Origin of the sequence: Micromonospora pallida, assembly GCF_900090325.1 — a bacterium.
GTDB lineage: Bacteria > Actinomycetota > Actinomycetes > Mycobacteriales > Micromonosporaceae > Micromonospora > Micromonospora pallida.
On the sequence record NZ_FMHW01000002.1, the window covers coordinates 2,714,686 to 2,726,829 of the forward strand.

The following is a 12,144-nucleotide window of genomic DNA, read 5'->3' on the forward strand; positions in this document are numbered from 1 at the left end:
ATGACCGTGCCTGCCCCACGCGCATCGACCGAGCCCAGCGCGCCGCCGGGCGACACACCGGTACAGCCGGACGGTCAGCCACGGGAGATCGACTGGACGGTGCTCGGCGTCGCCGCCGCGGTGTCCGCGCTCTTCGTCCTGTGGGGCATCGTGGCCACCGACAACCTGACGTCGGTCACCGGCGCGGCGCTCGACTGGGTGGTCAAGGCGTTCGGCTGGGTCTTCGTACTGGCCAGCGCCGCCTTCGTGGTGCTGTCGGTGTGGCTGGCGCTGAGTCGGTACGGCCGGATCAAGCTCGGCCGCGACGACGAGAAGCCGGAGTTCTCCACCGTTTCCTGGGTGGCGATGATGTTCAGCGCCGGCATGGGCATCGGCCTGATGTTCTGGGGTGCGGCCGAGCCGCTGTCCCACCTGGGCACTCCGCCGCGCGGCCTCAACGAACCGAACTCCCCGCAGGCCGCCCGGGTGGCCATGGAGTACTCGTTCTTCCACTGGGCGCTGCACCCGTGGGCGATCTACGCCGTGGTCGGTCTGGCGCTGGCGTACTTCACCTTCCGCAAGGGCCGGCGCGGCCTGATCAGCAGCGCGTTCTTCCCGCTCATCGGGGAGCGCGCGCACCGCGGTCCCGGAAAGGCCATCGACATTTTCGCCATCTTCGCGACGCTGTTCGGATCGGCCGTCTCCCTCGGTCTCGGTGCCCTCCAGATCAACAGCGGGTTGACGAACCTCTGGGACGTGCCGAAGTCGACTCCGCTGGCGATCGGCATCATCGCCGTACTCACCGTGGCATTCGTGGTGTCCGCCGTCACCGGGGTCAAGCGCGGTATCCAGTTCCTCTCGAACACCAACATGGTGCTCGCGGTGGTACTGCTGTTCTTCCTGTTCGTGGTGGGCCCGACGATCTTCATCCTGAACACGCTCACCGCGTCGACCGGCGGTTACCTCTACGACCTCATCCCGATGAGCTTCCGCACCGGCGCCTTCGGCGGCGAGGAGTGGATGGCGGGCTGGACCATCTTCTACTGGGCCTGGTGGATCTCCTGGACCCCGTTCGTCGGTTCCTTCATCGCCCGGATCTCCCGGGGCCGCACGATCCGTCAGTTCGTCCTCGGGGTGGTGGCCATCCCGAGCCTCGTCAGCTTCGTCTGGTTCTCGGTCTTCGGCGGCACCGCCATCGACCTGCAACTGCGCGGCACCGACCTGTCGGCCGCCGTGGCGGAAAGCCCGGAGGCCGCCCTCTTCGCGGTCCTGCGGGAGTTCCCGTTCTTCACCGTCACCGCGATCCTGGTGATGGTTCTGGTGGCACTCTTCTTCGTCAGCGGAGCCGACGCGGCGTCGGTGGTAATGGGCACGCTCTCCGCCCGCGGCAGCATCGAGCCGAAGAGCTGGCTGGTCGCCATGTGGGGCGTACTGACCGGGCTGGTGGCCGCGGTGCTGCTGCTCGCCGGCGGACTGTCCGCCCTCCAGTCGCTGACCATCCTCGCCGCGCTGCCGTTCCTGTTCGTGATGGTCGGCATGGTCGCCGGGCTGCTCCGCGAGCTGCGCCGCGAACCGCTCGCCGCGACGATGTCCCCCGAGATCCGGGCCCTGACGGCCGCCGCACGGCCGGCGACCGCGAAACCCGAGGTCCACTGACCACGCCCGCGACGCGGGCCGCCCCCGGACTGGGGGCGGCCCGCGTCAGGGGACCTGCGCGGGGCGCCCCTGGCAGCGCGGGTCGGTGGGGAGCGCGTCCTGGGTCGGCGCGAGCCACTCCAGCGCGGTCCGCTCGACGTGCCAGCCACGCACGTCGACCCGGCTGGTCGGGACCTGTTCCGGCTCTGGGCACAGCGTCTTGGAGACGACCTGGTCGTTCGGCACGAAGTGGACCGTTCCCCGCCCGTCCAGCAGGGTGGTCATCCGGTCGTCGACACTGATCAGATGACCGCGCAGCACCACCGGGCGGTTGTCCGGCCGAGGATCCGGGTCCACCTCGACGGCCTGAATGGGCAGGATCGGCGCGCGCAGGAAGATCGCGCCCACCACGATCGGCGCCACCAGGGCACCGGCGAGCGCCGCCCAGTGGGTGACCAGCCGCGCCGACGACGACGGCACCGGGCCGGTGAGGAACGCGGCGAACGCGGGTGGCAGGAGCAGCAGCAGCGCCGTGACGTGCTCGCCCGCGTCGACGGCAGCGGCGATGCCGGGCGCCAGCCAGGCGTACGCCACCAGTGCCGATCCGACGGGCAGCGCGACGCCGGTCGTCCGGCGGACCAGCCGGTTGCCCGGATACCGCTGGCGGGCCACCAGGCCGATGATCGCCACGGTCAGCATCAGCAGGGTGGGCAGGAAACGCAACTGCCAGGTGAGTACGGCCAACCCGACGGCCAGGGCGACCACCCAGTCCGGCATCCACCGGGTGATCCGGGCCAGCAGCGAGGTGCTCTGGTCGGTGGCCGCGCTCACCGCGAGGAGGGCGCCCAGCATCCGGAGCACGAGGAGCACCGCGGGCACGACCCAGACCATCGTGATGAGCAGTGCGCTGGTCATCCCGAGCGGGCTGATGTGCTGCACCACCAACAGCATGGTGGACAGGTTCTGTCGGCTCAGGTACCAGACCCGCAGGACGAGCAGCAGCAGGGGGAAGGCCGGCAGCACGGTGAGCAGCCACTGCTGCTGGGCGCGGACCGGCGCTGGGGTCTGCTCGCTCATGGCGCCAGCGCCGACCACTCCCAGGGCCAGCGGCGCACGTCCACCCGCCGGGCGTCCGGTTGTCGGTCCACGGCCACCTGCTGCGGCAGGGACGCCGGCTGCGCCGGACGGAGGTGCCGGTCGAACGCGTCCTCCCAACGCCGGTCGGCCGGATCGTGCAGGGAGTCGTAGAGCGCCAGGTTGACCAGGTCACGCAGGGCGGTGTTGGCACCGGTGTTGATTCCCCAGTACTCCTCGGTGGCCTGGCCGATGTCGTGCAGCTTCAGCCGCTGGGGGTCTCGCGCCACGAAACCGGCCAGCAGCGCGGCGTCCTGGGTCACCGCCTCCACCCGGCCCGCCAGCAGGTCCTCGATGCACTGGCTGGTCCGCAGCCGGTTGGCCGGCACCACGCCGGCCTGCGCGGCGGGGCTCTCGGAGGTCGAGGTCGAGATGCTGCACACCTTACGTCCGCGCAGGTCGTCGTAGGTGTTGACCACGCCGTGGTCGCGCCGGGTCACCACCGACTGCTCGGTCCGCAGGTAGGGCTCGGAGAACGTCACCCCGGGCGAGTCCTCGCGCTCCTCGGTGATGCTGTAGCTGGCCACCACGAGGTCCACCGTGACGAACCGGTTGTCCGAGGTCCGGGCCTGCATCTTGCCCCGGTCCTCGCTCTCGATGGGCAGCAGCCGCACCTCGGTCCGCCGGAACCCGAGATCCGCGGCCACCAGGTAGGCGATGTCGATGTCGAAGCCGGAGAAGACGCCGGTGTCGGCGTCGAGCAGGCTGACGCCCGGATTGTCGTCATGTACGCCGATCAGCAACTCCTGTTTGCCGATCAGACCCGCCCGCTGGCGCAGGTCCTCCTCGGACGGTGGGCCGGCACGGACCACGACCACGTACCCGACCGCGACCACCGTCGCGAGCAGCGCCACCACTGCGGTGAGCCGTACGACGCCCAGCCAGCGTCGCACGCTCGGTTCCGGCTCCTGGTCCACGCTTCACCGACCTCTCGACTGCGGTGAGTACCGACGTTGTACCAGAAGTCGGCAAGTGCGGGCAGTTCGCGCGCCGGCGACCCGGTCCCGGTCGAGCACCGCGCCGCCGGCGCGCCCGGGGCGCCGCGTGACGGCAGCCCTGGTCGGGACCGCGCCTCCCGTCCCGGGATGCCTGACCGACCAGGGGCTGGCGTCAGGTCAAACGGGGGTCACGCCACGATCGGGTCAGCAGGACTGCGCGGCCGGGGAGTACGCGACGAGCGTGCCGGCGCTGGCCTTGGCGCGACAGTACCCGCGTTCGGCGGGATCCATGAAGTAGGCGAGCGCCGCCGTGCCGTCGGCGGACTGCTGCAGGTGGTAGAGGGCGTCCGGGAGTTCCTGGTACGGGCCGGCGGGTGTCGCCGCCTGCTCCAGGACAATGTCGATCGGGCCGCTGCATCCACCGGAGAGCTTGGCCGAGGCGGTCTGCATACCGATGGAGTAGTAGAGGTTGGTGACCGTCAACGAGCAGGCCGTGCTCTGGTCGGGTGCTGCGGCGACCGCCGTGGCCGGGGTCGCGGCGGCGGCGATCAGGCCACCGGCGAGTACGGCCGCACCGACGAGACTGCGGATACGCATGATTCGTCCTCCCACGTCAGGTCGTGTAGAAATTTTCCACCGACAATCGGATCCTGGCAAAGAAATGCCGGCCGGGGAACCCCTGGACGGCGACCGACCGGGACGGCCACCCCGGCACCCCGGCCGGGACCGCCTCGGCCCGGCGCCCTTGGCCGTACCACATAGGATCGTGGCCCGTCAGGTCGGCAGAGGAGGAACATCGATGAGTCGCGCGCTGCGGGTGGGTACGCCCCTCCTTCTGCTCTTCCTGCTCGGCGCCGTCGGCTGGTACGCCTCGTACGCCACCACGGTCCTCGTGTGGGAGCTGCGCAAACTCGTACCCTGGCTGGTGGCGCCGGCGCTGGTGACCCTCCTCGGCGGGGCACCGATCCTGCTGCACCGGCTCCGCCACCGACGCCGCACGGGCGGACGCACACCCGTGGCGACCGGCGGAACCGTCGTCCTCGGCTGGCTGGGCGCCGCCGTCGGCCTGGCCCTGGGGGTGCTCTGGCTGTTCTACGGCCAGTACCTCCAGGACCGGGCGTACGTGGCCACCATGCGGGTGGTCACCGATCCGGTCCCGGAGTTGACCGCACGCGCCCCGTACCTGGTCGGCGAGGCGCAGGCCGCGCCCAACCTGGGCGACGTCACCGGCGAGATCACCGACGTCAGCTACCTGCCCGACGCCGACCGGTTCGCCGTCCTGGTCGAACGACGCGGCTGGCTGACCGGCTACGAGGTCGGACTGGTGCAGGAGGTGCCACTCGGCGGCAAGGGCCGGGAACAGCAGCGGTGCCGCTTCGACGAGTCGGCGTCGGCGCGGATCGGCGGCTGGTTCACCCACAACCTGGCCCGGAAGATCTCCGCCGAGCGGCGCTGGGCCCGCTTCTCCGACGAGGACGCGTACGTCCACTGCCAGGGCGACACCCCCATCGTGGTGGTGCCGCTGAAGCGGCAGACCGGAATCCTGGTGGTGACCGAACGGCCGGCCGGGGTAGCCCGGTACGACGGCGCGACCGGCAAGGTCACGATCACCGACGACACGTCCAACGTGCCCGGACCGTCCTATCCGATCAGTCTGGCCGCCCAACAGCGGGAGGGCACCGCCGCCGTCGGCAGCTTCGCCGACTGGTGGTTCGAGCGCAGCGGCTGGGACGCCTCGGAGGACGGCGCCAACGAGGGCAACGAGTCCGAGTTCACCCTGCGCCACCGGGACGGCGGTGGACGCAGCGCGTACGTCACCCCGCTCACCCCGCAGGGCGAGGCCAGTTCGGTGGTGGCCGTGTCGACGGTGCCGACCCGGCACTCCGGGCGCGGTCTCGCGCCGCTGACCGTGCACCGGCTCAACCCGACCTGGTCGTCCCCGCAGGCGATCGCCGCGCTGATCAAGGCGGAGTACCGGGACGTGTGCTGCTGGAACGACGACCGGGTGTTCGAGGTGGTGCCGACCGGCGGCAGCACGTGGACCGCGACGCTCGGCAGCGAGCAGAGCATCCGCTACCGGGTGGAGGGCCGGGGCCAGATCAACGGCCGGGAGGCGACCTGCCTGAAGGACGCCGACGGCGTGCTGATCCGTTGCGCGTACGCCGCACCCGGCTCGCCGGAGGAGCAGGAACTGCAACGCCGGGAGCAGCAGAAGCAACAGGAACAGGCGGCGAACGGCGGCACGGATCCGGCCGACCTGGCCCGGTACAGCGACGAGCAGTTGGCCGACCTGAACCGCCAGGTGTCCGAGGAGATCAACCGCCGTCTCAAGGAGCGGTAGCGGTCGGCGGTGGGCCACCCCGGGCGTGGGTGGCCCACCGCCGGTCCGGTCAGGACTGGTCGGGCAGGACCTCGCCGGTGATGGCGCGGGAGCGCTGCGCCACGGCCGCGCTGATCGGTGCGAGCGCCGGGAGCTGCATGCCCTGCGGGCCGAAGATCAGCCAGGCGACCGCGACCGCGTACCACGGCGCCGCCGGCCCGTGCAGCATCAGCGGGTTCCCCTCCTGGTAGCGGAGGATGAACGACCACTGGGTCAGGTCGGCAGTCAGCTCCACCACGCCGTTGTGCCAGAAGCTCAGCAGGTTGCCCTGGTAGTCCCCGAGCAGCCGCTGGTTGGACAGGATCATCCGCACCTGCGCCTGGTCCCGCCACTGCGCCGCCGCCATCGCCTGGGCTCGGCTGCGGGCACTGGAATTGGCAATGGCGTCACCGGCCATGCCGGCCAGCACGAAACCCGTCGAGCCGAACCAGAAGTGGTTGCTCTCCCGGTACTGCACGCTCGTGCCGTAGAAACGCGCGTACCCCAGCACCGTGTCACTGAAGATCGTCTCGTCCTGGCCCAGCCGCATCCCGGTGGGGGGCAGGGCGACCAGCCGCCCACCACCCGCCAGGTGCTCGTACAGCCGACACGCGCTGCTCCAGCCGTCGCTCAGTACGGCTTCGAGGGCGGCGGACTCCTTGCGGCGGTTCATGTGCGCTTCCTCCGGCTCTCCAGTACGGGCTCGTGACGGCGGAGCGCCCACCGCACCGCCCCGGTCAGCAGAACGGTCTGGCCGACCAGGACGGCCATCGCCCAGCTCCAGGCACCGGTGGTGTGCGCCCAGAGCGCCTCCGGCGTGGGCTTGAGCATAATCGCGCGCAGGTCCACCGTGGCCGCTGCCGCCGCGTACCCCCAGCGAGCCGGGGCCAGCCAGGATAGCTGTTCGATGCCGGTGCGCCCGACCACGGCGAACAGCCCGCCACAGAGGACGAGCTGTGCCATCACCAGCCCGACCAGCACCGGCATGGTCTGCTCGCTGGTGGACACGTACACGCTGACCAGCAGCCCCAGCACGGTGGCGGCCAGGGTGGTCAGCCAGACCACCACGATCAGCTCGACCAGTGGCGCGCCCAGTACGAGCGCGTCGGCCGGCGCCGACCGCCCGACCAGGCCGAGCAGGACGAACAGCGCCGCCTGGCAGGCGTTCAGGACGGCGAACACGACCAGCTTCGCGCCCAGGTAGGCCCCGGGCGCCATGCCCACCGCCCGTTCCCGGCGGTAGATCGCGCCCTCCCCGACGAACTCCCGGATCCCGCCGGCCAGCCCGATGAAGATCGCCCCGGTGATCAGGATGACCAGCAGTTCGGCGGCCTCGGTGCTGCGCCCGGGCGGCTCGGCGGGCACCCCGAGACCGTCGGACCCGGGGACCACGTGCAGCAGAATCGCGAGGCCCACCGGCAGGCCCAGAGAGAGGGCCGCGTACAGCCGGTCGGCGAGGGTGACCGCGACCGTGCGGCGGGCGAGGATCGCCGCCTGCCGCCACCAGCCCTGGCGCGGCGGCGCCGGGGCAGCCGCCGCCCGCTCGGCCGCCGGTGCGGCCTGGGCCGACGGACGGGTGGCCGCGAACCGGGCAGCCCAGACGTCCGGTTCGGCGGCGACCGCGGTGAACACGTCGGCGTACTCGGCCGCGCCGAAGAAGGCGAGCACCTCGTCCGGCGGGCCGAAGTAGGCGACCTTGCCGCCCCGGGCCAGGACCAGCACCTGGTCGCACACGTTCAGGTGCAAGGGGCTGTGCGTCACCACCACGACGGTCCGACCACGGTCGGCCAGCTCGCGCAGGCCGTGCATCACGTCGCGGTCGAGCGCCGGGTCCAGGCCGGAGGTCGGCTCGTCGAGGAAGAGCAGCGAGGGTTCGGTGAGCAGTTCCAGCGCCACCGAGGTGCGCTTGCGCTGCCCACCGGAGAGGGTGTCGATGCGCTGGTCGGCGTGCGCGGTGAGGGCGAGTTGCTCGAGCACCTCGTCGATGCGCTGGTCCCGTTCGGCGGGGGTCACGTCGGGGCCGAAGCGCAGCCCCGCCGCGTAGCGCAACGCGCGGCGCACGGTCAACTGGCGGTGCAGGATGTCGTCCTGCGGCACCAGGCCGATGCGGTGCCGCAGGTCGGCGTACTCGGCGTAGAGGTCGCGGTCCTGGTAGCGGACGGTGCCCGCCTGGGCCGGACGGTTACCGGTCAGCGCCCCCAGCAGCGTCGACTTGCCGGCGCCGCTCGGGCCGACCACGGCGAGCAGGCTGCACTCGTCCAGGTCGAACGAGACCTCCGAGAGCAGGGTTCGCCCGCCGACGGTGACCCCGAGCCCCTCTGCGCGCAGCGATACCCGGCCGGTGTCGACGTAGTCGTGCAGTGCGGTGCCGTCGAACACCATCTGGTGGTGTCCGAACGACAGGAGGTCCCCGCCGGAGAGCGTCGCCTGCCCGACCTGCTGTCCGTTGACGTAGGTGCCGTTGCGGGTGCCCAGGTCGACCACGCGGAAGCCGGTGCCGTCGCGGACCAGATCGGCGTGGTACCGGGAGACCAGCAGGTCGTCGAGGACGATGTCGTTGTCCGGCGCCCGCCCGATCCGGATCCGGTCCGCGGTCGGGTAGCTGGCCGAGGGGGCGCGGCCCGCCGCGAACCGTGCGCCGGGCGACGGCTGGCTGACCGGCCGCGCCTCAGCAGACCGGTCCAGGCCCGGCTCCGCGCGGCTGGCCTGGAGGTCGCCCGCCCGCGCCGGGGCGGTCACCGTGAGCGGGACGGCGGGCGGCCCCTCGGGGCGGAAGGTGAGCACCGGGCCGTCGACGGCGTTGCCGAGCCGCACCGAGCAGGCGGCGGTCAGCTCGAGCTCGTGCACCTGGCGGCCGTCGACGAACGTGCCGTTGCGGCTGGCCAGGTCCCGCAGGTGCCACCGTCCGGCCCGGTAGGTGAGTTCCAGGTGCTCGCGGGAGGCCCGCGAGTCGTCCAGGACGATCTCGCAGAGCGGATCACGGCCGATCCGCAGCGGCCCGCCGGCCGCCGTGACCCGTCGTTCCCCTCCCCCGCCGGGTACGCCGACGAGCAGCGTGCCGCTCACGTCGGCACCGTCGGCGGGGGTACTCACCGGCTCGCCCTGGGCTTCGGCAGCCGCTTCGCCATCGACGTCGCCATCTTGATCAGGTCGCTCTGGTAGCTGCCGGTGGTGTAGTCGTTCTGGATCGCGACCTGGAAGAGCACCTGGCCCGAACGAACGAAGATCATCGCGTAGACCCCGTCGGATCCGTCGCCTGCGGTGATCCCGAACGACTCCTGGCCCAACTTCGGCACCGTGAACGGCCGCCATCCGCACCGCTCGGCCGACGTGCGGACGGCGTCGAGGAACGGGTCGGCCGCGTCGCCGTAGAACCCGGCCACCGCCGAGCCGAGGTACGGGTACTGACCGGTGTCCACCCAGTAGCTGTTGCTGCTGTGCGCGCCGATCGCATCGCCGCGCACGGTGCCGTCCGCACAGAGCGTGAGCTTGTTCAGACCGTCGTGCAGCGCGTCGTCGGTCGTACTCGACTTGACCGAGTCACGGTCGACCTTCATCGCGGACGACACGTCGGCCACCGACAGCAGGACCGGCTCCAGCGCGGTCACCGCCGGTGGCGGGGTGGCCCGGTCGACGCTGGGGGTCGGACTCGCGGAGAGGCCGCCGGGCAGCTCGCCCTGGACGAGGCTCCACCCCGTGGGGATGCAGCAGGCGGCGAGGAGAACCGTCGCCACGATCGCGAGGACCAGCGGGACCTTGGACTTCTTCCGGGCCTGGCCGGGCGCCCCGGGAAAGCCCGCCCCCGAGTTGGGTGGCAGGGGGTAGTGCGACGGCCCCGCCGTGGACGGCCGTGGGCCGGGCGGCAGCGGGTAGTCCGACGACGCCGGGTTGCCCGACGGTGGGGAGCCGGGGGCCCCGGAGGTGGGCGGCAGCGGGTAACCGGCGGGCGACGGGCGGCCAGGGGCTCCGGAGGTGGGCGCCGTCGGCGAGCCGGGCGGCAGGGGGTAGCCGGACGGTCCGGCCGTGGGTGGCGGCGGAGGGTGGGCCGGCCCGGGGGCGGGCGGCAGGGCCGGCTGCCGCGCCCCTTGGATCGAGGTCTCCGGTGGCGCCTCCGACAGCGCTCTGATCCAGGCCGCCGCGGCGGCCGGCCGGCGCTCGGCGGTCACCGCGACCATCGACTGCATCCCGCGGATCACCCGGTCCTGCCCTGGCCCGAGTACTGCGGTGAGTCGCTGGGTCATGCCGTCGATGTCGCCGGGCACCGGCATCTCGCCGGTCACCGCGTAGTAGACGGTCGCGCCGAGGGCGTAGCGGTCCGTTGCGGGGGTGTACTCGCCCCGAGCCAGGCACTCCGGTGCCATGAACGGCGCCGTGCCGTACACCCGGGCGGTGCCGCTGGTGCTGTTCAGTCGGACCAGGCCGAAGTCGACCAGGTAGGCCCGCCCGCTGCCGGAGACCAGGATGTTGGCCGGCTTGATGTCCCGGTGCAGCACCGGCACGCCGTCCGTGTCCTGGCCACTGTGCAGGTAGTCGACGGCCGCCGCGATCGGCTGGAGCGGCGTGAGGACGTCCAGGCCACGCACCTCGCCGCTCTCCAGCAACTCCTGGAGGCTGCGGCCCTCGATCCACTTCATCACGAAGTAGAGCCGTGGCGCGCTGTCCGTGCTGGCCGCTCCGGCCAGATGCGGCGGCGGGCCGACGAAGACCTCCTTGACCTTCACCAGCGCCGGGTGTTCGAGCTGGGTGGCCAGCGCCGCCTGTAGCCGGAGACCCTCCAGGCCCCGGTCGGTCGGGTCCTCCGCCGGCACCCGGAGCACCTTGACCGCGTACGAGAACGTCACGTCCCCGTGGTGTTCGCGAGCCCGCCAGACCTCGCCCTCGCCGCCGGCGGCGTGCCGCTCAATCAGCTCATAACGATCCGGCGCATCCGGCGGTCCCACGTAGTTGTGCTGCCCATTCGACACGGCGAGCATCCTGCCAGCGCCGTACGACCGAACCAAACCTGGGTTCCACTTCGCACCACAAGGGAGGTCCTGTCGCGGTATCCGCCACAGTGGGCCGAGGTGGCCGGCTGCCCGGTGGCGGACCGGCGCCGGGCAGGTGCCGGTCCGCCACCGGGCACGACAGGCGCCCTCGGTCAGTCGACGACGGTCAGGACGATCTTGCCGGTCGTACGGCCGGTCTCGCCGATCTCGTGGGCCTTGGCGACCTGTTCGAGTGGCAGGACCACGTCGATCTCGGGACGAAGCTGGCCCGCCTCGACGAGGGCCGCGATCGCCTTCATCCCGGCGTGGTCGGGTTCGACGATCGTGAAGCCGGCCCGCAGGCCGCGTTCGCGCGCCTCCGCCGCCAGATACGCCTCGGCCGGCGAGGCGAGCGACACCACGATGCCGCCGGGGCGCAGTGTCTGAAGGGAGCGCGGGCCGTAGTCACCGCCAATGGTGTCGATCACGATGTCGACGTCGCGCACCGCCGACGCGAAGTCGACCTGCGTGTAGTCGACGACCTCGTCGGCACCGAGACCGCGCACGAAGGCATGCTTGGCCGCCCGGGCGGTACCGATGACGTACGCGCCGTGTGCCTTGGCGATCTGGACGGCGAGGTGGCCGACACCGCCCGCCGCAGCATGGACCAGTACCCGTTGACCAGGGCGCACCCGGGCGGTGTCGACCAACGACTGGTACGCGGTCAGCGCCGCCACCGGGAGCGCGGCGGCCTCCACGTGGGACAGCCCGGCCGGCTTACGGGCGAGGTGCCGGGCCGGGGAGGTCACGTACTCCGCGTACGCGCCCGCCGGTTGGGGCAGCCGGGGCATGCCGAACACCTCGTCGCCCGGCTCGAACATCGTCACCCCGAGCCCGACCGCCTCGACCACGCCGGAGACGTCCCACCCCAGCCGGACCGGTGTGTCGCCCAGCCCGCCGGTGGCCCGGTGCCACCAGTCGGTCGGGTTGACACCGGCGGCGTGGACCCGGACGAGCACCTCCGAGGCCCCCGGCTCCGGGCGGTCCACCTCGACCACCTTCAACACCTCGGGCCCGCCGAGCGAGTCCTGGCTGACAGCACGCATGATCATTTTTTTCCTGCTTCCGTACGGTG

At 72.0% G+C, this 12,144-nt stretch carries 9 protein-coding genes; 2 read left to right on the forward strand and 7 right to left on the reverse strand.

The window, feature by feature from the left end; genetic code table 11:
* Window positions 1-6: 6 nt before the first annotated feature.
* A complete protein-coding gene (locus tag GA0074692_RS10970) occupies window positions 7-1,635 on the forward strand; it encodes a BCCT family transporter (protein ID WP_245730268.1) in 1,629 nt (542 codons plus the stop codon).
* Between the two features lie 45 nt (window positions 1,636-1,680).
* Here GA0074692_RS10970 and GA0074692_RS10975 read toward each other — a convergent pair whose 3' ends face one another.
* The 3 genes from GA0074692_RS10975 to GA0074692_RS10985 all read right to left on the reverse strand — a co-directional run bounded on the left by GA0074692_RS10975 (window position 1,681) and on the right by GA0074692_RS10985 (window position 4,283).
* Window positions 1,681-2,691: a hypothetical protein gene (locus GA0074692_RS10975; RefSeq protein WP_091653254.1), complete on the reverse strand. Its 1,011-nt coding sequence runs from the start codon at window positions 2,689-2,691 to the stop codon at window positions 1,681-1,683.
* Window positions 2,688-3,665, reverse strand: coding sequence for a transporter substrate-binding domain-containing protein (locus GA0074692_RS10980; protein ID WP_091642810.1), 978 nt, complete (start codon window positions 3,663-3,665; stop codon window positions 2,688-2,690). The genes GA0074692_RS10975 and GA0074692_RS10980 overlap by 4 nt, the downstream gene beginning before the upstream one ends.
* Before the next feature lie 225 nt (window positions 3,666-3,890).
* Window positions 3,891-4,283 (reverse strand): hypothetical protein, encoded by a 393-nt coding sequence (locus tag GA0074692_RS10985; protein ID WP_091642813.1) that lies wholly within the window; start codon window positions 4,281-4,283, stop codon window positions 3,891-3,893.
* Window positions 4,284-4,485: 202 nt separating this feature from the next.
* On the opposite strand from GA0074692_RS10985, the gene GA0074692_RS10990 reads away from it, so the two are divergent.
* Window positions 4,486-6,027 carry a hypothetical protein gene (locus GA0074692_RS10990; RefSeq protein WP_091642816.1) on the forward strand — a complete coding sequence of 514 codons (1,542 nt, stop codon included), beginning with the start codon at window positions 4,486-4,488 and terminating at the stop codon, window positions 6,025-6,027.
* Window positions 6,028-6,076: 49 nt separating this feature from the next.
* Here GA0074692_RS10990 and GA0074692_RS10995 read toward each other — a convergent pair whose 3' ends face one another.
* The 4 genes from GA0074692_RS10995 to GA0074692_RS11010 all read right to left on the reverse strand — a co-directional run bounded on the left by GA0074692_RS10995 (window position 6,077) and on the right by GA0074692_RS11010 (window position 12,121).
* The gene (locus GA0074692_RS10995; RefSeq protein WP_091642819.1) at window positions 6,077-6,718 is read right to left on the reverse strand and encodes a hypothetical protein; all 642 of its coding nucleotides are present in this window, start codon (window positions 6,716-6,718) and stop codon (window positions 6,077-6,079) included.
* Window positions 6,715-9,138 (reverse strand): FHA domain-containing protein, encoded by a 2,424-nt coding sequence (locus tag GA0074692_RS11000; protein ID WP_176738393.1) that lies wholly within the window; start codon window positions 9,136-9,138, stop codon window positions 6,715-6,717. The genes GA0074692_RS10995 and GA0074692_RS11000 overlap by 4 nt, the downstream gene beginning before the upstream one ends.
* Window positions 9,135-11,009: a serine/threonine protein kinase gene (locus GA0074692_RS11005; protein WP_176738394.1), complete on the reverse strand. Its 1,875-nt coding sequence runs from the start codon at window positions 11,007-11,009 to the stop codon at window positions 9,135-9,137. Before GA0074692_RS11005 ends, GA0074692_RS11000 begins: the two co-directional genes overlap by 4 nt.
* A 173-nt stretch (window positions 11,010-11,182) precedes the next feature.
* On the reverse strand, window positions 11,183-12,121 hold the full coding sequence (locus tag GA0074692_RS11010; RefSeq protein WP_342672834.1) for an NADP-dependent oxidoreductase: 939 nt from the start codon (window positions 12,119-12,121) through the stop codon (window positions 11,183-11,185).
* Window positions 12,122-12,144 lie beyond the last annotated feature (23 nt).

What these genes read in the sequence shown, in the direction of transcription:
- GA0074692_RS10975 (WP_091653254.1), bottom strand. Translation starts at nt 2,691, where the DNA reads ATGAGCGAGCAGACCCCAGCGCCGGTCCGCGCCCAGCAGCAGTGGCTG.
- GA0074692_RS10985 (WP_091642813.1), bottom strand. Translation starts at nt 4,283, where the DNA reads ATGCGTATCCGCAGTCTCGTCGGTGCGGCCGTACTCGCCGGTGGCCTG.
- GA0074692_RS10995 (WP_091642819.1), bottom strand. Translation starts at nt 6,718, where the DNA reads ATGAACCGCCGCAAGGAGTCCGCCGCCCTCGAAGCCGTACTGAGCGAC.
- GA0074692_RS10990 (WP_091642816.1), top strand. Translation starts at nt 4,486, where the DNA reads ATGAGTCGCGCGCTGCGGGTGGGTACGCCCCTCCTTCTGCTCTTCCTG.
- GA0074692_RS11010 (WP_342672834.1), bottom strand. Translation starts at nt 12,121, where the DNA reads ATGATCATGCGTGCTGTCAGCCAGGACTCGCTCGGCGGGCCCGAGGTG.